25 protein-coding genes are annotated in these 23351 nt (G+C 64.7%); 21 read left to right on the forward strand and 4 right to left on the reverse strand.

Going from position 1 to position 23351, the window contains the following annotated elements:
• Positions 1–787 (forward strand): hypothetical protein (locus AC3WQR_RS21400; protein WP_492743478.1); only part of this gene is annotated, 787 nt, incomplete at its 5' end.
• A 26-nt stretch (positions 788–813) separates the two neighbouring features.
• Here the strand turns inward: AC3WQR_RS21400 and AC3WQR_RS21405 are convergent.
• Both AC3WQR_RS21405 and AC3WQR_RS21410 read right to left on the reverse strand, forming a co-directional pair.
• Positions 814–1488, reverse strand: a complete 675-nt coding sequence (locus AC3WQR_RS21405) for a response regulator transcription factor (RefSeq protein ID WP_056575150.1) — start codon at positions 1486–1488, stop codon at positions 814–816.
• Between the two features lie 62 nt (positions 1489–1550).
• Positions 1551–2036, reverse strand: a complete 486-nt coding sequence (locus AC3WQR_RS21410; protein ID WP_062482795.1) for a MarR family winged helix-turn-helix transcriptional regulator — start codon at positions 2034–2036, stop codon at positions 1551–1553.
• Positions 2037–2182: 146 nt separating this feature from the next.
• Here AC3WQR_RS21410 and recA point away from each other — a divergent pair, with 146 nt between their 5' ends.
• From recA to AC3WQR_RS21425, 3 genes are read left to right on the forward strand one after another with little or no spacing between them, the layout of a single operon-like run.
• A complete protein-coding gene (recA, locus tag AC3WQR_RS21415) occupies positions 2183–3292 on the forward strand; it encodes a recombinase RecA (RefSeq protein WP_062482792.1) in 1110 nt (369 codons plus the stop codon).
• 59 nt (positions 3293–3351) lie between these two features.
• Positions 3352–3825, forward strand: coding sequence for a recombination regulator RecX (recX, locus tag AC3WQR_RS21420; RefSeq protein WP_492743480.1), 474 nt, complete (start codon positions 3352–3354; stop codon positions 3823–3825).
• Positions 3794–4237, forward strand: coding sequence for a polyketide cyclase (locus AC3WQR_RS21425; RefSeq protein WP_095747316.1), 444 nt, complete (start codon positions 3794–3796; stop codon positions 4235–4237). Before recX ends, AC3WQR_RS21425 begins: the two co-directional genes overlap by 32 nt.
• A gap of 12 nt (positions 4238–4249) precedes the next feature.
• Here the strand turns inward: AC3WQR_RS21425 and yiaA are convergent, their stop codons facing one another.
• The gene (gene yiaA / locus AC3WQR_RS21430) at positions 4250–4690 is read right to left on the reverse strand and encodes an inner membrane protein YiaA (protein ID WP_062482786.1); all 441 of its coding nucleotides are present in this window, start codon (positions 4688–4690) and stop codon (positions 4250–4252) included.
• A 114-nt stretch (positions 4691–4804) separates the two neighbouring features.
• Here yiaA and AC3WQR_RS21435 point away from each other — a divergent pair, with 114 nt between their 5' ends.
• From AC3WQR_RS21435 to scpC, 3 genes are all read left to right on the forward strand, one after another.
• Positions 4805–5527 carry a hypothetical protein gene (locus tag AC3WQR_RS21435; RefSeq protein WP_492743483.1) on the forward strand — a complete coding sequence of 241 codons (723 nt, stop codon included), beginning with the start codon at positions 4805–4807 and terminating at the stop codon, positions 5525–5527.
• A 133-nt stretch (positions 5528–5660) separates the two neighbouring features.
• On the forward strand, positions 5661–6611 hold the full coding sequence (locus AC3WQR_RS21440) for a bestrophin family protein (RefSeq protein ID WP_095950436.1): 951 nt from the start codon (positions 5661–5663) through the stop codon (positions 6609–6611).
• Positions 6612–6679: 68 nt separating this feature from the next.
• Positions 6680–8179 carry a succinyl-CoA:acetate CoA-transferase ScpC gene (gene scpC, locus AC3WQR_RS21445; protein WP_492743486.1) on the forward strand — a complete coding sequence of 500 codons (1500 nt, stop codon included), beginning with the start codon at positions 6680–6682 and terminating at the stop codon, positions 8177–8179.
• A gap of 60 nt (positions 8180–8239) precedes the next feature.
• On the opposite strand, the gene argC is transcribed toward scpC, so the two are convergent.
• Complete coding sequence (argC, locus tag AC3WQR_RS21450; RefSeq protein ID WP_062475332.1) at positions 8240–9163, reverse strand: N-acetyl-gamma-glutamyl-phosphate reductase; 924 nt, start codon at positions 9161–9163, stop codon at positions 8240–8242.
• Between the two features lie 207 nt (positions 9164–9370).
• On the opposite strand from argC, the gene sucC reads away from it, so the two are divergent.
• The 14 genes from sucC to AC3WQR_RS21520 all read left to right on the forward strand — a co-directional run bounded on the left by sucC (position 9371) and on the right by AC3WQR_RS21520 (position 23236).
• Complete coding sequence (gene sucC, locus AC3WQR_RS21455; protein ID WP_062475330.1) at positions 9371–10537, forward strand: ADP-forming succinate--CoA ligase subunit beta; 1167 nt, start codon at positions 9371–9373, stop codon at positions 10535–10537.
• Positions 10538–10547: 10 nt separating this feature from the next.
• Positions 10548–11441 carry a succinate--CoA ligase subunit alpha gene (sucD, locus tag AC3WQR_RS21460; protein WP_056575184.1) on the forward strand — a complete coding sequence of 298 codons (894 nt, stop codon included), beginning with the start codon at positions 10548–10550 and terminating at the stop codon, positions 11439–11441.
• 116 nt (positions 11442–11557) lie between these two features.
• A complete protein-coding gene (locus tag AC3WQR_RS21465) occupies positions 11558–12241 on the forward strand; it encodes a TerC family protein (protein ID WP_487847654.1) in 684 nt (227 codons plus the stop codon).
• Between the two features lie 29 nt (positions 12242–12270).
• A complete protein-coding gene (locus AC3WQR_RS21470; RefSeq protein WP_070063289.1) occupies positions 12271–13080 on the forward strand; it encodes a Stp1/IreP family PP2C-type Ser/Thr phosphatase in 810 nt (269 codons plus the stop codon).
• A gap of 73 nt (positions 13081–13153) precedes the next feature.
• On the forward strand, positions 13154–13804 hold the full coding sequence (locus AC3WQR_RS21475) for an FHA domain-containing protein (protein ID WP_062475325.1): 651 nt from the start codon (positions 13154–13156) through the stop codon (positions 13802–13804).
• Positions 13805–13876: 72 nt separating this feature from the next.
• Positions 13877–16138, forward strand: coding sequence for a CHASE2 domain-containing protein (locus AC3WQR_RS21480; protein WP_492743490.1), 2262 nt, complete (start codon positions 13877–13879; stop codon positions 16136–16138).
• Between the two features lie 29 nt (positions 16139–16167).
• Entirely contained in the window at positions 16168–16971 is an 804-nt protein-coding gene (locus AC3WQR_RS21485) for a 3',5'-cyclic-nucleotide phosphodiesterase (RefSeq protein ID WP_492743531.1), read from the forward strand.
• Positions 16972–17172: 201 nt separating this feature from the next.
• Entirely contained in the window at positions 17173–17640 is a 468-nt protein-coding gene (locus AC3WQR_RS21490) for a pilin (protein WP_492743493.1), read from the forward strand.
• Between the two features lie 42 nt (positions 17641–17682).
• The gene (locus AC3WQR_RS21495; protein WP_492743495.1) at positions 17683–19389 is read left to right on the forward strand and encodes a PglL family O-oligosaccharyltransferase; all 1707 of its coding nucleotides are present in this window, start codon (positions 17683–17685) and stop codon (positions 19387–19389) included.
• A 453-nt stretch (positions 19390–19842) separates the two neighbouring features.
• Positions 19843–20433: a GspH/FimT family pseudopilin gene (locus tag AC3WQR_RS21500; protein WP_492743497.1), complete on the forward strand. Its 591-nt coding sequence runs from the start codon at positions 19843–19845 to the stop codon at positions 20431–20433.
• Between the two features lie 53 nt (positions 20434–20486).
• Positions 20487–21089, forward strand: a complete 603-nt coding sequence (pilV, locus tag AC3WQR_RS21505) for a type IV pilus modification protein PilV (RefSeq protein ID WP_307637715.1) — start codon at positions 20487–20489, stop codon at positions 21087–21089.
• On the forward strand, positions 21086–22096 hold the full coding sequence (locus AC3WQR_RS21510) for a PilW family protein (protein WP_492743499.1): 1011 nt from the start codon (positions 21086–21088) through the stop codon (positions 22094–22096). The genes pilV and AC3WQR_RS21510 overlap by 4 nt, the downstream gene beginning before the upstream one ends.
• Positions 22093–22719 carry a pilus assembly PilX family protein gene (locus tag AC3WQR_RS21515; protein ID WP_492743501.1) on the forward strand — a complete coding sequence of 209 codons (627 nt, stop codon included), beginning with the start codon at positions 22093–22095 and terminating at the stop codon, positions 22717–22719. The genes AC3WQR_RS21510 and AC3WQR_RS21515 overlap by 4 nt, the downstream gene beginning before the upstream one ends.
• A gap of 73 nt (positions 22720–22792) precedes the next feature.
• Positions 22793–23236: a type IV pilin protein gene (locus AC3WQR_RS21520; RefSeq protein WP_307695250.1), complete on the forward strand. Its 444-nt coding sequence runs from the start codon at positions 22793–22795 to the stop codon at positions 23234–23236.
• The last annotated feature ends 115 nt before the right edge of the window (positions 23237–23351 follow it).

The following is a 23351-nucleotide window of genomic DNA, read 5'->3' on the forward strand; positions in this document are numbered from 1 at the left end:
CCCCGCGCCTGCACCCGCCGAGAACCGCGCCGCCGTGCCGGGCTCCGAGCCGTCGCCCTCGCTGAGTGCGCCGCAGCCCGGCTCCACCGCCGCGGTGGGCAACGACAGCGAAGGTATTTACGCGGGCGTGCGAGGCATTGCCTTCGTCGGCACCAACGGTTCGTTGGCAGGCAGCTTCCTCGGGGGCACGATGTGGGGTTCGCTGAAGGTCACGGGGCTCGACTGGTCGTTCAACCCGGACACCGAGTTGTATGTTCCGCCCAACGCATATCCGGTGACGGGCTCGGGCACCTTCACGCCGAAGAAGTCGGTGGATGGCACCTACGCCTACGACAACCGCAGGCCGTCCGATGTCGGCCCGCTGGCCTACACGATCGAGAACGCGCTGGCGGTGTCGCAGGCGAGCATGACCGGCACGTGGTCCAACACCGACAGCAGCCCGAGCCTGGGCGTGACGGTGCAGGTCGATGGCCAGGGCGTGTTCACTGGCAGCACGAGCGGCGTGCAGATCGGCCAGTGCACGCTCTCGGGCACTGTCGCCCTGGCGCAGCCCGGCTCGGCCAAGAACATGTACAGCCTCACGCTGAAGGCCGTGAATGCCGCCACGGCCAGCACCAACGACTGCAAGCTCACCCCCGCCGCCACCGGCAGCTATGCCGGGCCGGCCATCATCGGGCTGGTGCCGGCGGGCGTGTACGACAGCAACGGCTACTTCCGCAGCCTCATGTTCCTGATCCGTTCGAACACCGGCGCCACGCTGCTCGTCAACCTGCGCAAGCAGCCCTGACGGCATTTCGCGCGGGCAGGGCACGCTCAACCGGGAATCTTCTCGAGGCAGTAGCCCAGCCCGCGCACCGTCGCGATGCGCACCGGTCCCTTCTCGATCTTCTTGCGCAGGCGGTGGATGTAGACCTCGATGGCGTTGATGCTCACCTCTTCGCCCCATTCGCACAGCCGGTCCACCAGCTGGTCCTTGCTGACCAGCCGGCCGGCGCGCTGCAGCAGCACCTCGAGCAGGCCCAGTTCGCGCGCCGACAGCTCGATCATCTTGCCGTCGATGGTCGCCACGCGGCCGGCCTGGTCGTAGACCAGCGGGCCGTGGCGGATCGCGTTGCTGGTGGCACCCATGCCGCGCCGCGTGAGGGCGCGCACGCGCGCCTCGAGCTCCTGCAGGCTGAAGGGCTTGGCCATGTAGTCGTCGGCGCCGTGGTCCAGGCCCTTCACGCGCTCTTCCACGCTGTCGGCCGCCGTGAGCACCAGCACCGGCAGCTGCGAGCCGCGTGCGCGCAGGCGCTTGAGGATCTCGATGCCGTGCAGGCTGGGCAGCCCGAGGTCGAGGATCAGCAGGTCGAACTCGCTGTGGGTCATGAGCGCGGTGTCGGCCTGCGAGCCGTTGGCCACGTGATCGACCGCCGCGCCCGAGGTGCGCAGGCTGCGCAGCAGGGCATCGGCCAGCACCTGGTCGTCTTCGGCAATCAGTATTCGCATGAGCCACCTCCGGCGGATTCAGGCGCCATGCCGGCGCAGTTCACATTTGTCTCAACGCGAGTCTAGCCCGCTGTATAGGCTTCGAGTCCGATGGTTACCACGGTGGCGATCTCGTCGCCCACGCTGGCGCGGAACTCGCGCTCGGTCTGCGTCACGGCGCGGCGGAAGGCGTCCAGCCAGGCCAGCCCGTCGGCCGTGAAGAGCACGCGTCGCGCGCGCGCATCGAGCGGGTCGGGGCCGCGCGTGACCAGCCCCCAGGCCTCGCACTGGTCGACCAGCGTGCCCATGGCCTGCTTGGTCATGCCGGCGCGCTCGGCCAGTTCGGTCAGGCGCGAGCCCTCGCGCGCCAGGTGCCGCGTGATGTGGATGTGCGCCGCGCTCACCTGCGCGCGCGCTGCGAGGTTCGACAGCGCCAGCGGCACGTCGATGTCGTGCGCCATGAGCGCCAGCACGCGCTCGTCGAAGCGGCGCATCGCATGGCCCAGCAGGCGGCCCAGGTGGGTCTGGCGCCAGGCGTCGGGATCGGTGGGAAAGGCGGGGTCGGCCATGGCTTCAGATGGTAAGGCAAACTGACTTTAAAGTGGGTTTGCGAAACGCCATGAGCCCCTACACTACTGTTCAAGCATCCAGCCTGTGGTTAAAAGCAGATGGATGAATCCCGACACAAACCGTTGATATTCAAGGAGATTTCCACATGGACGCAGTCGTCAAGGGCGCAAGCATCTCGGTCGCCAACAGTGAAAAGGCCAAGGCCCTGCAGGCCGCGCTGGCCCAGATCGAAAAGCAGTTCGGCAAGGGCACGATCATGCGCCTGGGCGAAGGCGAGGCGCTGGAAGACATCCAGGTGGTCTCCACCGGCTCGCTGGGCCTGGACATCGCCCTGGGCGTCGGCGGCCTGCCGCGCGGCCGCGTCGTTGAAATCTACGGCCCGGAATCCTCGGGCAAGACCACGCTCACGCTGCAGGTGATCGCCTCCATGCAGAAGCAGGCCGGCACCTGCGCCTTCGTCGACGCCGAGCACGCCCTCGACGTGCAGTACGCCCAGAAGCTCGGCGTGAACCTGTCCGACCTGCTGATCAGCCAGCCCGACACCGGCGAACAAGCGCTCGAAATCGTCGACTCGCTGGTGCGCTCGGGTGCCGTCGACCTGATCGTGGTCGACTCGGTCGCCGCGCTCACGCCCAAGGCTGAAATCGAAGGCGAAATGGGCGACTCGCTGCCCGGCCTGCAGGCCCGCCTCATGAGCCAGGCGCTGCGCAAGCTCACGGCCACGATCAAGAAGACCAACTGCATGGTCATCTTCATCAACCAGATCCGCATGAAGATCGGCGTGATGTTCGGCTCGCCCGAAACCACCACCGGCGGCAATGCGCTGAAGTTCTACGCCTCGGTGCGCCTGGACATCCGCCGCATCGGCACCATCAAGAAGGGCGACGAAGCCATCGGCAACGAAACCAAGGTGAAGGTGGTGAAGAACAAGGTCAGCCCTCCGTTCAAGACGGCCGAGTTCGACATCCTGTTCGGTGAAGGCATCAGCCGCGAGGGCGAGATCATCGACATGGGCGTGAACGCCAAGATCATCGACAAGTCGGGCGCCTGGTACGCCTACAACGGCGAGAAGATCGGCCAGGGCCGCGACAACGCCCGCGAGTTCCTGCGCGAGAACCCCGACCTGTCGCGCGAGATCGAGAACAAGGTGCGCGAGTCGCTGGGCATCCCGCTGCTCGCGGCCGATGCCGGCAGCGAACCCGAGAAGGCCGAGAAGCCCGCCAAGGCCTCGAAGGCCGACAAGGCGGCGGAGTAAGTTCGATAAGGCGGCCTTCGCGTGTTGCGTGGGCCGCCTGAGCGACCCACCACCCCCGAATGGCCTTCAGCGCCCCCTCCCTCAAAGGCCGCGCCCTGCGCCTCCTGAGCCAGCGCGAGCATTCGCGCGCGGAGCTGGAGCGCAAGCTGGCCAAGCACGAGGAAGAGCCCGGCACGCTGGCGAAGGCGCTCGACGAGCTGGCGGCCAAGGACTTCATCAGCGAGCCGCGCGTCGTCGCCTCGGTGCTGCACCAGCGTGCTGCCCGCTCGGGCGCCTTGCGTGTGAAGCAGGAACTGCAGGCCAAGGGCATCGCGCCCGAAGCCATCGCGCAGGCGGTGGCCGGCTTGCAAGAAACGGAAGTCGAGCGCGCCACGGCCCTGTGGCGCCGCCGCTTCGACGCGCCGCCCGCCGATGCGAAGGAGCGCGCGAAACAGATGCGATTCCTGATGGCGCGCGGTTTCTCGGGCGCCGTCGTGTCCAAGGTGCTCAGGAGCGACTTCGATGACACAAGCGACGACCCCAACGGCGAATGAAGGCGACGCGGCCCTGTCCCGCGTCATCACGCAGCGCGTGCACTGCGAATGGCGCGACGCCTATGCGCTCGCCTCCGACCCGAAGCGATTGCCCGACTGGGCCAGCGGCCTCGCGAAGAGCGCGCTGGTGCCGCATGGCGACCACTGGATCGTGCGCACGCCCGAAAGCGGCGAGGCCCGCATGCGCTTTGCGCCGCCCAACGACCTGGGCGTGCTCGACCACTGGGTGGCGCCCGAAGGTGTGCCCGAGGTCTACCTGCCGTTTCGCGTGATCGGCGTGGCGCCCGGCGTGTGCGAGCTGCAGTTCACGCTGCTGCGCCAGCCGCACATGGACGACGCGGCCTTTGCGCGCGATGCCGGATGGATCGCGCGCGACCTGCAGGCTCTGCGCCGCCTGCTCGAGGCGGGCTGAGCCCGGCCTGGCTTACTCGGTGGCCGTGACGTCGTCGGCCAGCGGGTTCTCGGCCTTGTACGCGGCGATGTCGCGCACGTTCTTCTGTACCGCCACCGCGCCGAACAGGCTCAGCAGGAAGGCCATGGCGTAGAAGCCCTTTTCGCTCGCGGCCAGCGAGGCGTTGAACAGGCCCACGGCCAGCAGGCCCACCGACAGCAGCAGCGAGACCCAGCACAGGCCGAAGTAGATGCCGGTGACCGAGATGCCCTCGAGCCGGTCGCGCACCGTCTTTTGCAGCGACACGGCCGAGAACAGGCCGTACATGAGGATGGTGAAGTAGTAGCCCTTCTCGTTGAGCTGCATCGCGGCATTCCACAGCCCGAGCAGGTACACGATGGCGCCGATGATCAGCGCGGCCCAGGATGCGGCGACGAATGCGCCGGTCGGTTTCTGAAACTTGACGGTTCCCATGACGATCCTCCTCGTTGTTGTGTGGCGCGATTATGGTGCGGGAAGGCGGTGGCATGATCGCCAGCGACCGGCCTCTCAGGAGGCGGCTTTCCAAAAAAACCGGAGGAACCCTTCATGTCGTCGCCACCCGCCCACCCGCAGTCCCTCGTTCGCACCGGCGCCAAGGCCGGCTTCGCCTTCGCCGGCTCGGCCATCAAGGGCGCGCTGATCGGCCTGTTTCTCGGCGGCGGCGTGTTCTTCTACTACCTGAGCCAGCTGCAGGGCCCGGGCATCCCGGCGGCGCGCGCCGGTGGCGCGGGCGCCATCCTGGCGCTGATCATGTCGCCGCCGCTGCTGGTGGCCGTGCTGCTGTCGCTGTTCGTCGGTGTGTACTTCCTGCTCGGCGTGCAGCGGGGCCGCGCCCGCGCGATGCAGCACCTGGTCGCGGCGCGCGGCGAGGCCGTGTCGCAGCGGCTGGGCGACGCGATCGCGGGCCGCATCGAAGCCATGCCGCGCACCCACGGCGGCCTGCAGCGCGTGGCCGACTGGCTCTCGCCCGACGCCCTGTGCCAGCAGCTCGCCCCGGTGCTCGGCGAAGGCCGGGCCGTGCGCGCGGTGGTCGGCTTCGTGCTGGGCCGCCTGCCCCTGAGCGACATGCTGGCCGAGTGGCAGCAGGAGCGTGCCGCGCACGGTGCGACGACGCCGGCGACGGGCGAAGACCCTGCCCTGCGCGCCCTGCTCACGCGTCGCATCCACGAGGTGTTGCAGGAGATGGCGACGCCCTCGCGCAAGCTCTTCTACATCGCGCTGGCGGCGCAGGCCGTCCTCTTGGGCATAGGGCTGTGGCTCGTGCGCTGAGCCCGACCGTCTTCGTTGGTCTTGAGGCGCGTGGCCGCCCTCGCGTTGACGCCTCGGCGACAATCAGCGCCCGCGCGGGCCTTGCGGTGTGCGCGGCCTCCATGCCTGCCTGTCTCCCCTGCCCCCCGCTTTCATGATCGTCCGGAAACGCCCGTCCGGGCTCAAGCTGTTTCTGTCCTGGCGGGGCTCCGTCCTGCCGCGCATCGCCGCGGCGCTCACGCTCAACGTGATCGTGGCCATCGTCGTCACGGTGCTGCACGGGCGCTTCGGCTCCATCAAGATTCCGCTCGGCACCGTGCCCTTCGCGCTGCTGGGCCTGCCGCTGGCGATCTTCCTGGGCTTTCGCAACACCGCGGCCTACGACCGCTTTTGGGAGGCGCGCAAGCTCTGGGGCGAAGTGATCCTGCGTTCGCGCAACCTGGCGCGCCAGTGCCAGAGCCTCATCGACGGCGATGCGCCCGTGAACGCCGGCGCCGACACCGTCCGCCGCCTGGACGACCTGCGCGTGCGCATGACCCTGCGCGCCGCAGCCTTCGCCCATGCGCTGCGCCACCAGCTGCGCGGCACCGATGCCGCCAGCGACACCAAGCCCTTCCTGCGTGAAGCGGAGTGGCAGGGCCTGACGCAGGTCGCCAACCGGCCGCATGCGCTGCTGATGCACATGGGTGCCGACCTGCGCGAAGCGCTGCGCGCGCGGCGCATCGACCCGGCGCTGGCGGCGGGCGTCGACGGCACGCTGTCCGCGCTGAGCGCGGCGGCCGCGTCGTGCGAGCGCATCCTCAGCACGCCCATTCCCTTCTCGTACACCCTGCTGCTGCACCGCACGGCGTACCTGTATTGCTACCTGCTGCCTTTCGGGCTGGTGGACTCGGTCGGGTTCATGACGCCGGTGGTGGTGCTGATCGTGGCCTACACCTTCTTCGGCCTGGACGCGCTCGGCGACGAGATCGAGGAGCCCTTCGGCACCGAGTCGAACGACCTGCCGCTCGAGGCCCTGTGCCGCACGCTCGAGATCGACCTGTGCCAGTCGGTGGGCGCCCCGGCGCCGGCGCCGCTGGTGCCGGTCGACTACTTCCTGCGCTGACACCCGCCGCGCGCGCGGTGCCGGCTTTTCTTTTTCCTGCCTGACGAAAGAAAGACGTTTTGTCCCCCATGCCGCACGAAGACCGCATCCGCCTGCCCGCCCTGCGCAGCAGGATCACCACCGCCGAGGCCGCCGCCGAATGGATTCGCGACGGCATGGTGGTCGGCATGAGCGGGTTCACGCGCGCCGGCGACGCCAAGGCCGTCCCGCTGGCGCTCGCGGCCCGCGCGCGCCGCGAGCCGATGAAGATCACGCTGATGACCGGCGCCTCGCTCGGCGGCGACGTGGACCGCCAGCTGACCGAGGCCGGCGCCATCAGCCGGCGCATGCCGTTCCAGGTCGATACCGTGCTGCGCCAGGCGATCAACCGCGGCGAGGTGATGTTCATCGACCACCACCTGTCGGAAACGGTCGAGATGCTGCGCACGCGTCAGATTCCGCCGATCGACATCGCGATCATCGAGGCCGTGGCCATCACCGAGACCGGCGCGCTGGTGCCGAGCACCTCGATCGGCAACAGCGCGAGCTTCGCGATCCTGGCCGACAAGGTGATCGTCGAGATCAACACCTCGCAGTCGACCGCGCTCGAAGGGCTGCACGACATCTTCATTCCCAAGCACCGCCCGCAGCGCGAGCCGATGCCGCTGGTGGCGCCGCACGACCGCATCGGCGTCAGCGCGATCGAGATCCCGCCCGAGAAGATCCTGGGCATCGTCATCACCGACAAGGCCGACAGCACCTCGACCGTGCTGCCAGTGGACGCCGAGACCGCGGCCATCGCGGCGCACCTGGTGGCGTTTTTCGAGCACGAGGTGGCGCAGGGCCGGCTCACCGAGCGGCTGCTGCCGCTGCAGGCGGGCATCGGCACGGTCGCCAACGCGGTGATGTCGGGGCTGGGCGCGGGGCCGTTCGAGCACCTCACGATGTACTCGGAGGTGCTGCAGGACTCGACCTTCGACCTGTTCGATGCCGGCAAGCTGGACTTCGCCTCGGGCTCGTCGATCACGCTGTCGCCCGCGAAGGCGCGGCAGGTGTTCGGCGACCTGGCGCGCTACAAGGACCGGCTGGTGCTGCGGCCGCAGGAGGTGAGCAACCACCCGGAGATCATCCGGCGCCTGGGCATCATCGCGCTGAACACGGCGCTGGAGGCCGACATCTACGGCAACGTCAATTCGACCCACGTGCTGGGCACGCACATGATGAACGGCATCGGCGGCTCGGGCGACTTTGCGCGCAACGCCTATCTGTCGATCTTCGCGACCAAGTCGGTGGCCAAGCAGGGCGCGGTGTCGAGCATCGTGCCGATGGTGTCGCACGTGGACCATGCGCCGCAGGACGTCGACATCCTGGTCACCGAGGTGGGCCTGGCCGACCTGCGCGGGCTGGCGCCGCGCGAACGGGCGGCGGCGATCATCGCGAACTGCGCGGCCGAGCCGTACCGCGCGATGCTGCAGGACTACTACACGCGTGCTGTGGCGACCTGCGGCGGCCACACGCCGCACCGGCTCGAAGAGGCCTTTTCGTGGCACGTGCGCTACCGCGACACGGGCACGATGCGGCCCGACTGAAAGCAAAAAGGCCGGTCCTTGCGGGCCGGCCTTTCTCTTGTCAGCGCTTGAAGCGGGGGCTCAGAGCGCCAGCATCAGCTTGAGGTTCTGCACCGCGGCGCCGCTGGCGCCCTTGCCCAGGTTGTCCAGGCGCGCGATCACCACGGCGTGGCGGTGGTCCTCGTTCGGGAACACGCGGATCTCCAGCTGGTTGGTGTCGTTGAGCGCCAGCGCGTCGAGCTTGCCGTCGTCGGTCGGCGGCAGCACCTTCACGAACTGCTCGGGCGTGTTGCTCTTGGCGTAGTGGGCGGCCAGGGCGTCCTGCAGGTCGCCGGCCTTGGGCTTGCCGGGCAGCAGGTCCAGGTGCAGCGGCAACTGCACCAGCATGCCCTGCTTGAAATTGCCCACCGACGGAATGAAGACCGGGCGGCGGGTGAGGCCGGTGTAGGTCATGATTTCGGGGATGTGCTTGTGCTTCAGGCCCAGCGCGTAGGTCTCGAACAGCGGCGCTTTGCCGCCCTCGTAGTCCTCGATCATCGTGCGGCCGCCGCCGGAGTAGCCGCTCACCGAAGGCAGCGACACCGGGAAATCGGCCGGCAGCAGGCCCGCGTCGACCAGCGGGCGCACCATGGCGATCGCGCCGGTGGCGTAGCAGCCGGGGTTGCCGACGCGGTCGGCCTGGGCCACGGCCTGCCAGTGGCCTTCGACGAGTTCGGGGAAGCCGAAGACCCAACCCGGCGCGATGCGGTGGGCGGTCGAGGCGTCGATGATCTTGGGCTTCTTGCCCGGGAGCTGGTCGATCAGCGCGACCGACTCGCGCGCCGCGTCGTCGTGCAGGCACAGCACCACGAGGTCGACGCCGGCCATCAGCTCGCGCTTGGCGGCCACGTCCTTGCGCAGCTCGGGCGCGATGCTCACGAGCTCGATCTGCGGCATCGTCTGCAGCCGCTCGCGAATTTGCAGGCCGGTGGTGCCGGCTTCGCCGTCGATGAAAACCTTGGCCATATCGGAGTATGCGTAGGGTGGCTAGAAGAAAGTACGTATTGACCGCAACCGCGCATCAAGTATTGGTGCGGCGCACCATGATACAGTCCGCGGTTGTTCGCCGCCCCCAGCCGTCAGGCTGCCGTCGCCCGCGAACAACAGAGCAGAAACAACAGTCTCACTCCCGATCTCCCGTTCTCAACCTCCTCCTTCCGAGAGACATCCCTCATGAAGATTCACGAGTACCAAGGCAAGGAAATCCTTGCCAAGTTCGGCGTGCCGGTGCCGCGCGGCATCCCGGCCTATACGGTTCAGGAGGCGGTCGAGGCCGCCCAGAAGCTTGGAGGCCCGGTCTGGGTCGTCAAGGCCCAGATCCACGCGGGTGGCCGCGGCAAGGGCGGCGGCGTCAAGGTCGCCAAGTCGATCGAAGACGTCAAGAAGCTGGCTGGCGAGATCCTCGGCATGCAGCTCAAGACCCACCAGACCGGCCCTGAAGGCCAGAAGGTGCGTCGCCTCTACATCGAAGACGGCGCCGACATCAACAAGGAATACTACATTTCGGCCGTGACCGACCGCGCCACCCAGAAGGTGGCGTTCATCGCTTCGAGCGAAGGCGGCATGGACATCGAGGAAGTGGCCCATTCCACCCCCGAGAAGATCATCACGGTCTACGCCGACCCCAAGGACGGCCTGACCGACGCGCAAGCCAAGGAAATCGCCGACGGCATCGGCATGCCGGCCGATTCGACCGCCCAGACGGTCGACATCCTGAAGAAGCTCTATACCTGCTACATGGAGACGGACGCCTCGCTGGTCGAGATCAACCCGCTCAACCGTGACAGCAAGGGCAACGTCGTCGCCCTGGACGCCAAGTTCAACTTCGACAGCAACGCGCTGTTCCGCCACCCCGAAATCGTGGCCCTGCGCGACCTGGACGAAGAAGACGCGGCCGAAGTCGAAGCCTCGAAGTTCGACCTCGCCTACATCTCGCTGGACGGCAACATCGGCTGCCTGGTGAACGGCGCCGGCCTGGCCATGGCCACCATGGACACCATCAAGCTGTTCGGCGGCGAGCCGGCCAACTTCCTGGACGTGGGCGGCGGTGCCACCCCCGAGAAGGTCACGGAAGCCTTCAAGATCATGCTGAAGAACAAGAACGTGGAAGCCATCCTCGTGAACATCTTCGGCGGCATCATGAAGTGCGACACCATCGCCACCGGCGTGATCGCAGCCTGCAAGGCCGTGAACCTGCAAGTGCCGCTGGTCGTGCGCATGAAGGGCACCAACGAAGTCGAAGGCAAGAAGCTGCTGGCCGAGTCGGGCCTGCCGATCATCAGCGCCGACACCATGGCGGACGCGGCCCAGAAGGTCGTGGCAGCAGTCAAGAAGGCCTAAGGAACAAGTCATGTCGATCTACATCAACAAAGACACCAAAGTCATCACGCAAGGCATCACCGGCAAGACCGGCCAGTTCCACACCGAGAAGTGCCAGGAATACGCGAACGGCAAGAACGCCTTCGTGGCGGGCGTGAACCCGAAGAAGGCCGGCGAGTCGATCTTCAACATCCCGATCTTCGGTTCGGTGAAGGAAGCCGCCACGCAGACCGGCGCCACCGTGTCGGTGATCTACGTGCCGCCGGCAGGCGCCGCGGCCGCCATCTGGGAAGCTGTCGAAGCCGACCTGGACATGGCGATCTGCATCACCGAAGGCATCCCGGTTCGCGACATGCTCGAAGTGCGCAACAAGATGAAGGCCAAGGAAGCGGCCGGCGGCAAGAAGACGCTGCTGCTGGGTCCGAACTGCCCCGGCCTGATCACGCCCGACGAAATCAAGATCGGCATCATGCCCGGCCACATCCACCGCAAGGGCCGCATCGGCGTGGTCTCGCGTTCGGGCACGCTGACGTACGAAGCCGTGGCTCAACTGACGGAAATCGGCCTGGGCCAATCGTCGGCAGTCGGCATCGGCGGCGACCCGATCAACGGCCTGAAGCACATCGACGTGATGAAGGCCTTCAATGACGATCCGGACACCGACGCCGTCATCATGATCGGCGAAATCGGCGGCCCCGACGAGGCTGACGCAGCCCGCTGGTGCAAGGACAACATGAAGAAGCCGGTCGTCGGCTTCATCGCCGGTGTCACCGCCCCTCCCGGCAAGCGCATGGGCCACGCCGGCGCGCTGATCTCGGGCGGCGCCGACACGGCCGAAGCCAAGCTCGCCATCATGGAAGAGTGCGGTTTCACCGTGACGCGCAACTTCTCGGAGCTGGCCAAGCTGCTCAAGGGCAAGCTGTAAAAAGCACACCCACCGCTGGCGGCATTCCCGCCGCTCGCATTACCACGCAGAAATGAAAAAGCGCCCGCATTGAGTTGCGGGCGCTTTTTTAACTACAACACAGTGGAATCAGAGACATGGAACTTCTTCAAAGCACGGACTTCTGGATCGGTCTGATCAAGATCGTCTGGATCAACATCATCCTCTCGGGCGACAACGCCGTCGTGATCGCCATGGCGGCGCGATCGCTGCCGCCCGCGCAACAGAAAAAAGCCGTGCTGTTCGGCTCGGGCGCGGCCGTCGTGCTGCGCATCGTGCTGACGGTGGTGGCGGCCAAGCTGTTGGCGCTGCCCTACCTGCAGATCATCGGCGGCGCCCTGCTGCTGTGGATCGGCCTGCAGCTGCTCAGCGAGGAAGACGAAGGCGACGGCGACTCCAAGGAGTACGGCAGCATGTTCGCGGCCGTACGGACCATCCTGCTGGCCGACCTGGTGATGAGCCTGGACAACGTGATCGCGGTGGCGGCCGCCGCGCAAGGCAGCATGGTGCTGCTGGTGTTGGGTCTGGCCATCAGCATCCCCTTGGTGATTTTCGGCAGCACGCTCATGATCAAGCTCATGGAACGCTTCCCGATCATCGTCATGCTGGGTGCCGCGCTGATCGGCTGGGTCGGCGGCGAGACCATCGTGAGCGACGTGTCGCTGCATGAGGCGCTGGCGGCCAACCCCTGGATGCACTACGTGGGCGCGATCGCCGGCGCGGTGCTCGTCGTGGCCCTGGGCCGCTTCCTGCAACGGCGCGCACGCGCTGCTGCGCACTGATCCCTTCAAAAAGCGAGCGCTGACAAACGATGGCAGGTGTTGGCGTTTCCCTTTTCTCCAGTCGACCGGCGCTGAGCTGGGAGTTTGCGGCGCTGACCGATGTCGGGCGCCTGCGCGCCCACAACGAAGACGCGGTGCATGTCGACCCGGCCCTCGGCCTGGCGTTGCTGGCCGACGGCATGGGCGGTTACAAGGGCGGCGAGGTGGCCAGTGCCATGGCCATTTCGCTGATGCACGCGAGCTTCGGGCGCTGGTTCGCCCAGGCCGGCATGCAGGCGCCGGCCCGCGTGGTCCGGCGTGCGCTGCAGGCGGCCACCGACGAGGCCAACGGCGCCATCCTCCAGGCGGGCATCACCCACGAAGAACTGCGGGGCATGGGCACGACCCTGGTGTTAGCGGCGTTCCGTCCGCAGCGCGTGGTCGTCGGCCACATCGGCGATTCGCGCTGCTACCGCCTGCGCAACAACAAGCTGGAGCAACTCACGCGCGACCATTCACTGCGCCAGCAGCAGCTCGATGCGGGCGCCATCACGCCCGAAGAGGCCCTGAACTCCCCCACCCGCAACCTCGTGACGCGGGCCGTGGGCGTGGAAGCCCAGGTGTTGCTGGAGATGCACGAGCACAGCGCCAGGCCGGGCGACCTGTACATGCTGTGCTCCGACGGGCTCAGCGAGATGGTGCCGGATGCGCAGCTTTTCACGCTTTTGAGCCGTGATCTGGGGCTCAAGGAGATGGCTTCACTTTTGGTTGCAATTTCAAACGACAATGGCGGACGGGATAACATTTCAGTTGTTCTGGCCAAGGCGGGCGTCAGCGAAGCGACCCGCGGGGCCATGTAGCAGCCAACCCAGGCGGCGGACCGTTTGCGCCGCCTGACGGTGCTGGATCTTTGCAAACGGGGAGTAATCGGCCATGCCGAAGATGATCATTTCGGTCGATGGCGTCGTCATCGGCCAAGTGGCGCTCGCCAAGAACCGCACGACGTTGGGCCGGCGCGCCTACAACGACATCGTGATCGACAATCTCGCCGTCAGCGGCGAGCATGCCGTGCTGCACATGAGCGGTGGCGAAGTCGAAATTGAAGATCTCAACAGCACCAACGGCACCTACGTCAATGCGCTGGCCGTCCAGAAGCAGGCGCTCCAGGACAACGACGTCATCGAGGTCGGCGGCTGCCGCATTCATTTCCGCTCGCACAGCAACCTCATGGCCGGCCCTGGCTCCGTGCGGGCCTCGCTCTCCGAGTATTCGGCGCCGATGCCGCTCTCGTCGGCACCCACTGAATCGGGCGCGCTGGTCGAGCTGGGCGTGCCCGTGCTGCGCGTGCTCTCGGGCACCAACGAAGGCCAGGACGTCCCGCTGCAGAAGGTGGTCACCACCATCGGCAAGCCCGGCGTCGCCGTGGCCGTCGTCACCCGCCGCCGCCAGGGCTACGTGGCGGCCACCGTCGTCGGCAGCGTCACGCTCAACGGCGCCCCGCTGGGCGCCGAGGCCGTCGCGCTGCAGGAAGGCGACGTGCTCGAACTCGGCGGCGCCTCGCGCATGCAGTTCGTCCGGATCTGAGTCGGCGCGGGCGCCCTTCTCCGCTCCCCGTTTTTTTGCCGACAGGCATCCGTTGTCCAAGGCTGACCAGCCATGAGCGCATTGCGGCGGCACTGGCCGCGCATCGCCATCACGCTGCTGCCGGTGCTGCTGGCGCTGCTCCATGCCACCGGCGTTTGGCGGCTGGGCGTGATCGAGCACCTGGACCACCTGATCTACGACGCCCGCCTGCGCGCCACCATGCCCGGCACGCCCGACACGCGGGTCGTGATTGTCGATGTCGACGACGCCAGCCTGGCGCGCGAGGGCCAGTGGCCCTGGCCGCGCGACAAGATCGCCAGCCTCACGACGGAACTGCTGGCCCGTCAGCACGTGGCCGTGCTCGGCTTCGACGTGATGTTTCTCGAGCCCGATCGCAGCTCGGGCCTCGGGCGCCTGAAGGAGATCGCAGCCGGGCCATTGAGCGGCGTGCCGGGCCTCGCTGCCGAAATCGACCAGCTCGCGCCCACCCTCGACCACGACGCCACACTGGCTCAGGCCCTGCGTGGCCAGCCCGTGGCGCTCGGCTACTACTTCACCCGCACCGAACAGCCCAGCGCCAAGGGGCTGCTGCCGGCGACGCCCGTGCTGCCACCCGACGCCTTTCCGCCCCATGCTTCCTTCGTCACGCTCTGGAACGGCTTCGGCGCCAGCCTGCCGGTGCTGGGGCGCGCGGCGCCGGTCGCGGGGTTCCTGAATACCCTGGTCGGTGACGGCAGCGACGACGGCGTGATCCGCAGCGTGCCGCTCATCGCCCGCTACGAAGGCGAGCATGCGTCGCCCGGGCACTACGAGTCGCTGGCGCTGGCGGTGTACCGGCTGGCGAACGGCTCGCCGCCCGTGCGGCCGGCGCTCGTGGCCGGCGACGGCAACTTTCCGCGCCTGCAGGCGCTGGTGCTGGGGTCGCTGCGCATCCCGGTCGACCAGAGTGCCAGCCTGCAGGTGCCGTTCCGCGGCCCCGGCGGGCCGCGCGCAGGGTCGTTCCGCTACGTGGCCGCTGCCGACGTCCTTGAGGGCCGACTGGCGCCGGGCGAGTTGAAGGACAAGATCGTGCTGCTCGGCGCCACCGCGCCCGGCCTGCAGGACCTGCGCGCCACCCCGGTCGGCGCGGCGTTTCCGGGCGTCGAAGTGCACGCCAACATCGTCTCGGGCTTGCTCGACCGGCGCCTGCTGGCCGTGCCCGACTACGCGCCGGGTTATGAAGTGCTGACCGTGCTGACGGCGGGGCTGCTGCTCGCGTTCGGGCTGTCGCTGCTGTCCGCATCGCGCGCTGTGCTGCTCGGCGCGGGCGTGGTCGCCGCGCTGGTCGGCCTCAACACCTGGCTCTACGTCGGCCACAGCCTCGTGCTCCCGCTGGCGTCGGCGCTCGTCATGGTGGCGCTGGCCTTCGCGCTCAACATGAGCTGGGGCTACTTCGTCGAATCGCGCGCGCGGCGCGGGCTGGTGCGGCTCTTCGGCACCTACGTGCCGCCGCAGCTGGTCGACGAAATGCTCGTGCGCCCCGGCCGCTACAGCATGCGCGCCGAGAGCAAGGAAATGACCGTGATGTTCTGCGACATGCGCGACTTCACCCGGCTGTCCGAGCAGATGGCGCCGGCCGAGCTGCAGGCCTTCCTGAACACCGTCTTCAGCCGGCTGACCGAGGTGATCAGCGCACACCGCGGCACCGTCGACAAATACATGGGCGACTGCGTCATGGCCTTCTGGGGCGCGCCCATCGACACGCCCGGCCATGCCGCGCTCGCCGTGCAGGCGGCGATCGACATGGCGGCCGCCGTGCACGACATCAACCGCCAGCACCGTGCCAACGGCCGCCCCGAAATCAGCGCGGGCATCGGTTTGAACAGCGGCCTCATGAGCGTCGGCGACATGGGCTCGACCGCGCGCCGCAGCTATACCGTGGTCGGCGACGCGGTCAATCTCGCGTCGCGGCTGGAAGGCCTGAGCGGACACTACGGGGTCGAGATCGTGGCCAGCGGCGCCACCCGCGAGGCGGCGTCCGGGTTCGTCTGGCAGGAACTCGACAGCGTGCGCGTTAAGGGCAAGGCCCAGGCCGTCGCCATCTACACCCCGCTCGCGCCGCAGGCCGACGCCGAGGCGCAGGACCCGACACGGCAGCAACTCGACCGCTGGAGCCAGGTGCTCGCCGCCTACCGCCGCCAGGATTGGGCGCTGGGCCGGAACTTGCTGGCTCCCCTGCTCGCCGCGGATGCGAAAAAAGTCCTTTACCAGCTCTACGCCCAGCGTTTAGCCTCGATGGCGCTTCGCCCGCAAGACCCGGACTGGGACGGCGCCACCCGGTTCGACACCAAATGACGACAGACGCATACAAGGGGTCTTCCACAATGCAGGTTCGCGTGCTGGGTTGCTCGGGCGCCATCGCCAAGGACTGCCGCACCACCTCGTTCCTGGTCGATGCGGACCTGCTCGTGGACGCCGGCACGGGCGTCGGCGACCTCACCCTCGACGAGATGGCCGCCATCGACGACGTGGTGCTCACCCACTCGCACCTCGACCACATCGCCGCCCTGCCCCTGATGCTCGACGCCGTCGGCAGCCGCCGCGCCCGGCCGCTGCGCGTGCATGCCCTGGCCGCCACCATCGACGCGCTGCGGGCGCATGTGTTCAACAACGTCATCTGGCCGAATTTCGAACGCATTCCCAGCCCCGAATCGCCGTTCGTGAGCTTTCACGAGATCGCGGTCGGGCAACGCCTCGAACTGGGCAGCGACGCCCCCAAGCTGATCGAAGTGCTGCCGGCCGTCCACACCGTGCCGGCCTGCGGCTTCGCCATCCGCCGGGCCGAAGGTGGCGCCCACTGGGTCTTCAGCGGCGACACCGAACGCAACCCGCCCTTCTGGGAGCGCATCAACGCGATCGACGTGGCGATGCTGGTCATCGAGACGGCCTTCAGCTCCCGCGAGGAGGCTTTGGCCGAACGCAGCCTGCACCTGTCGCCGGTGGCGCTGGCGCACGAGCTGGCGCATATCGATCCGGGCAAGCAGTACCCGATCTACATCACCCACACCAAGCCGGCCGAGACCGAGGAAATCATGAGCCAGATCGAGATGCTGGCGGGGCGGGAGGTGGCTGGGTTGGCGCAGCGGGACATCCGTTGGCTCAAGGCGGATGGAGTGCTGACCTTCTGACAGGGCCCGGTCGGGCATGACAAATTTGTCGACACAATTGGCATCTGAGTGCGAGTTGTGTCACATCATGTAACCATCTTGTGACCAAAGACGGCCTGATCGAGGGCTGCAGGGTGGGGAAACCGGGTGGCACGGATGCTGCGGAAGTTACCCCGCTCCGGGCTGGTTCCCGGGCTCTACAAACCAACCTGGAGTTAATGAATGAACCGTCGTTCTATCGCACGCAATGTGCAAAAGGGTTTCACCCTGATCGAATTGATGATCGTTGTGGCGATCATTGGTATCTTGGCTGCTGTGGCTCTGCCGGCGTATCAGGATTACACCAAGCGCGCAAAGGTGACGGAGCTGATTTTGGCTGCGTCGGCGTGCCGCACGACGATTAGCGAAGTCGTGCAATCGGCCACAGGCACCTCATTGCCGAACGCAGGTGCATGGGGGTGCGAATCGACTTCTGCCACTTCCCAGTACGTGGCCAGTGTGGCAACCAGCAATGCCGGCGTGGTTACCGTCACGGCTCAGAATATTCCGGGCGTTACCGGAACCATTACCTTGACGCCGTACGTAGGCGCCACTGGAACGACTGTTCCCACTGCCGGTTCGGTTATCGGTCGTTGGGTCTGCAACGGCACCATCGATCCCAAGTTCCGTCCGGGTTCATGCCGCGGGTAATAATTCTCTGAAAGAAATGGGCAGCTTCGGCTGCCTTTTTTTATGTCCAAATTTTCGCTTCGGCAAGTCCTGATTTTTATTACGTCGAGCCTGATTGGGGTTGGCTGGCTTGTTCCCAATCATTACGCGCCATGGGTATCTGCATGGAGCGACGGAGCCTCAATTCTGGTCTTTTTCTTGATGGCGGCTCTGATTCTTGCCGAAGTCAAAATAATAGATCGAGGAAAACAGTCGGCGTTGCTGATGTTTGTCGCGTGCGTTTCGGTTGTTGTTGTTGTTTTTCAGGTTGCATTCGGGAAAATAATATATAGCGGTGATGCACTTGTTTCTGTCTTTTACATACTGATTTGGCTCGGTTGTGTCATTGTTGGGTCTATTGCAAAAGATAAATTGGGAAATGAGTGGTTGTTGGCTTTCTTGGGCGGGCTTGCCGGATTTTCGATTCTGAGTGTCACTATTGCATTGCTTCAGTGGACCGGTTCCCAGGAGTTGGGCGTTTATTTTGCGGAGCTGAAACCGGGGGGGCGCCCATTTGCGAACGTTGCACAGCCCAATCATTTTGGGACTATTTGTTTCGTGGGGCTGTGCGTTGCGCTTTATATTTATGAGCGAAAATTGGTCGGGAGGCTGCCATTTTTTCTTTTTGCCTGCTTTTTTGTCATTGGCATGGTACTGTCTCAGTCACGGACTGGTTTGCTTCAGTTGGCCATTCTTGTGATTTTGCTATGGATGAAGAAGGGGAAATTTCTAATTCGAATTTCAGGAGTTCTGTTATTGCTCTTGTGCGTGCTTGCATTGATTGGCGTCTTCAAGTTTCGTGAAATAAACGATTTTCTGCTTCTTGGTGGCGGGCGTAATTTCCAAAGCTCAGTTGGACAAGAAATAAGGCTGTCTTATTGGGTATCAATGGTCGATGCATTAAGACGCGAGCCGCTCTGGGGTTACGGATGGCAACAGGTCGGGGCGGCGCAATATGCGATTGCACCTGATCATCCTAGCGTCGGAGCTTATTTTGAACACAGTCACAATCTTATTCTTGACTTGATGCTCTGGAATGGGGTTTTTTTGGGTGCTGCTCTTGTGTTGGCCTTGGCCATTTGGTGTTTTGGGGTATTTTTTAAATTGAGGGATGCATCGGAGTTGTGGGTATTTGCCATAATTGTCGGGCTCTTTGTTCATTCGATGCTGGAATACCCTTTTGACTATGCGTATTTTTTAATTCCGCTTGGAATTTTGATGGGATGGCTTCAGAGGGGGGGAGGGGTTGATTTGAAAATGAAAAAAGGGAAGAGTCTGTGTTGTATTCTTGCTCTCACATTCCCATTTTTTCTTGTGATTGTGTTTGACTATGCTCGCTTTGAAGAATCCTTTCGAGAATTTCGACTGGAGGCGGCTGGGATAGGGGCGGAAGCGATGGTGATCTCCACTCCGAATGCTATCGTATTGAATCAGCTAGAGAGTTTTCAAAAATTCGCTGCCAAAGAGGCGCGGCCGAATATGACAGTGGATGAGTTGAATTCAATGAAAATGACAGCGTTGCGGTATGGATATCCTCCTGTCTTATTTCGATATGCTCTTGCGTTGGGGATGAATGACAAAAGTGATGCTGCTCAAGCCGTGATTCTTAGAATTTGCAAAATTCACGGAAGAAAAATGTGCCAAGAAGCTATTGAAAATTGGGGTGCCCTAGCAAAAAGGAATCTTAACTTGCCAAGCATTAATTTCAATGCCGAGAGCGCGATTGAGTAGTGATTTTGTGAGTTGGAGAAATTCAATGACGTGGATCTTGAAATTTTTGCGTAGGCAAGATGCTGCCTTTGAGGGTTTGCAATTCATTTGTCAATCTCAACAATGAAAATCCGAGGCTTTGCTTTGGCTAATATTCGAGTGATGGTGCCAATTAGTTCGGAATTCATCGATCCAGCGTCAACACTTTTGAGTCGGTGATTTTGAGTCGGGTCACGCGCGAAATCGATCAAACTATTGACTCGGTGCAATGTCGTGAGTTGTGGTAACTCGTGTCGCCATAAGCCTAGGCGCCCTTCGCGAGGCCGCAGCAACCGTCGATAAAGTTGGTGCAAAAAGAGCCAGCGCAAGCTGGCATGTCTCTGCCAGATGGTCGCTTGGGAGCGATGAGCGGCGGCTTTGTGTCCTCCAAGAATGGATAGCATTCGATTCACATATGGACACATTACAAAACAAATGCAAACGCTCGTCGCCAGGAAGCGTCAGCGCGGCCTGACGGCCATCGAGCTGCTCGTCACGCTCGCCATCCTCGCGATCTTGGTCGGCATCGCCGCCCCGTCGATGTCGCGCTTCATCAATCAGTGGCGCGCCTCCAATACCGTCAATGCCCTGACTGGCTCGCTGCGCATTGCGCGCACCGAGGCGATTGCGCGTGGACGCCCGGTTGTTGTGTGCCGGGTGGCGTCCAGCACCGCCACCGCCTGTGAGACCGCCGCGGGCGCCAAAGGCTACGCCAGCGGCTGGATCGTGTTCGTCAACAACGATCGCGACGCCAACAACGACTTTTCTTCGACGAACGGCGATGAACTGTTGCTTCGTCAGGTGGAGCCCTCCGGCATCGCGTCCATCAAGCTCAAGACCGCAGGGCGCTTTGTCTTCATGCCCAACGGTCTGCTGAACGGCGCTGCCAACGGCATCGACATCGACGCCACCGGTTTCAGCAGTGCCAGCGCCACGCCGTGGGCGCGCAAGGCCCTCTGTATCACCAAGCCCGGCCGTGTTCGTTCCGTAGCGAACGCGTCCGACTGCGATAGCAACGAGGGATGAGGTCGCCCGACAGCTCGGCCGTACCTGGACAGCCCCGCCCTCTTTTCACGGACATGAAAACCCACAACAGACAACGAGGCGCCACCCTCATCGAGGTGCTGGTGGCCATCGTCATCCTGGCCGTTGCCCTGTTCGGCATGGCGGGGCTCACATCCTCGGCCATCAAGTACAACCAGTTCTCCCGCATGCGGGCCACCGGCTTGAGCCTCGTGACCGACTACACGGAGCGCGCCCGAGCCAATCTCTCCGGCTTTGCGAACTACGCCAACACCACGGCGTACACCGCCAGCACGCGTTCGGCCGCTACGACCGACCCCACGGAGGCACCGGCCAGTTGCCAGGTCGATACCTCCAATCCCACGAATCCCATCAATACCTGCGGCGCGGCCATTGCGAACTACGACAAGTCCCAGTGGCTCACCAACGTCGCCAATCGGTTGCCGGGCGGCACCGCCTACGTCACCGCAGACCTGACGGACGCACCGGCGGGCGTGAACGGCCTGCCAGCCACCCGCGTGCTGAACATCTGGTTGATCTGGACCTCGATCCAGGAGGGCGATGGCTTTCGTCAGTCGCAGCCGTGTCCCAAGGGCGCCAACATTTCCGAGACGACCGAGGCTTCGCTGACCTGCATGTATTTCCGGGTCACGCTATGAGGAACACCGCAACCTTCTCGCCCCGTGCGCGCCGGCAGCACATCGCCGGCTTCACCCTGCTCGAATTGCTGATCGCGCTGACGCTCGGGCTGGTGATCTTGGCGTCCAGCCTCTCGATCTATGTCGCATCCAGTCGGGGCAGCCAGATGTCCCAGGTCGAAACGCAGATGAACGAGGACGGCATCCTCGCGCTCAACCTGATCCAGCAGCAACTCAAGCAAGCTGGTTACTCGCGGCAGATCATTCCAGGCAGCGGTGCCACTGTGATGGGCAACTACGCGGGCCCGGCTGTGCGTGGGTGCGACGGTGGCTTTACCGATGCCACCGCTGCGGGCGCCTTTGGCAGCCTAGCGTGCAAACCGGGCGGCGGCAGCGACGCCATCGCCATCCGGTACGAGGCCACCACGGACAACACGACGCCCTCGACCGACAGCACGCCGTTGGCGACAAATTGCGTGGGCACCGGCATCTTCGCGGCGACCCCCTCGCAGGTGGCCCCACCTCCGACGCCCGCGTCTGCAGCGCCAAACTACACCCTGGCAGACAACCGCTACTCGGTGACTGACGCGAGTACGCAGCCCATGCTGTCCTGCCGCGGATCGGAGAAAAGCGGCGCAACGGCCAACATCATCGGCACCGCGCAGCCGCTGCTGGCCAATGTCGAAGACATGCAGATCCTCTACGGCGTGGCCAATCGCCCCAGCGCCGAACTGGCCTCTACCTACGATCCCATGCGGCACCAGATCGTCCAGTACCTGGGTGCGTCCGGGGTCGACGCGTTGGCCAGCAGCGGTGTCCTTCCCGATCTCACTGAAGACCGCTGGAGCCGTGTGCTGAGCGTGCGCGTGTGCCTGCTCATGCGCAGCGATCGGACCGTGAAGGACGTGCCCGCCGGCGGGACGTCTTACAAGAACTGCAGCAACGTTGACATCACGAACAACGATGGCTATCTGCGCAGGGCCTACATCACCACGGTGCTGTTGAGAAACCGCCTGATCATCCAATGAGCACCACGCCTTTTATTCATCGCTGCCCGCACATACTGTTGGGACGTACCCCTGTTGTCCGGCGAGAGCGTGGTGCGGTGCTGGTCATCACCCTGATCCTGATCGTGATCATGTCGCTGCTGGGCACATTCGCCATCCGCAATGCGACCCAGAGCGAGCGCAGCATCAACGGCATCCGCTCCACCGAAGTAGCTCGGGAGGCCGCGGAAACCGCGCTGCGTTTCTGCGAGCAGGTGGCCATTTTCGATGGCGACGGCAAGGACTACACCGAGTACTCCACCACGGGCCTGCGCGGCAAGATCATTACCACCACGATCGGTTCGGAGTTCGACCTCGCCGCCGAGTGGCGCAAGAGCGCCAGCTGGACCGGCAATAACGTGATCAGCCTTCCGTCGGACTATTACAACAAGAAGCCCTCCGGCACCGACGTCGACTCCGCACAGCTGGACATCGCGCCGCGTTGCCTCATTCAGAAGATCGAAAGCACGTCCACGCCCAAGCTCACGGGCTACCTGATCACCGCCCGGGGCTTCGCCAACAACGCCAAGTTCGACAGCTCGACCGGGAAATCCACCCGGGGCTCCGAATCATGGATGCAGTCCGTGCTGTCGCGCAGCAGTTGATTCCATGCACCCGCCTCTCTCCGCTATGACATACCTACCTTTCGATTCCCATCGGTCCCGTCGCGGCTTCACCTTGATCGAAGTCATGATCGTCGTCGCGATCGTTGCCATCCTTGCGGCCGTCGCGTTGCCGAGCTACCAGGAGCATGTGCGTCGTTCCAAGCGTGCCGAAGCCCAAGGCATCCTGATGGAAGCCGCGCAGTTCATGCAGCGCTATTACTCGGCCAATGACCGCTACACCGCCAGTGCGGGAGGCACAAGCGCCAGCGAAGTCGAACAGAAGAACGGCGACGTCAGCATGCTTCCCGCGAACCTGCGCAATTCGCCCAAGACGGGCGCCGCCAACTACACCATTGCCGTGTTTGCGCCCGACACCACGCACAGCTACACCCTCAAGGCCACCCGCACCGGCAGCATGAGCGCAGACAAGTGCGGCACGTTGACCCTGAACAGCCAAGGCGTGAAGGGGGTAGCGAGCCCCGCCACGGGCATCGACGTTGCGGATTGCTGGAAATAGCGAACGCAACGGTTCGCTCAAACAAATAGCAGTGCCTGAGATCCGGTTGGTTGCGCACCACGAGCGTCGCACCACGTCACCGGCCTCACGGCACCCTTGAAGAAACACCAGATCG

The organism is Variovorax sp. FW305-3-2-15-B-LB1 (assembly GCF_058787635.1).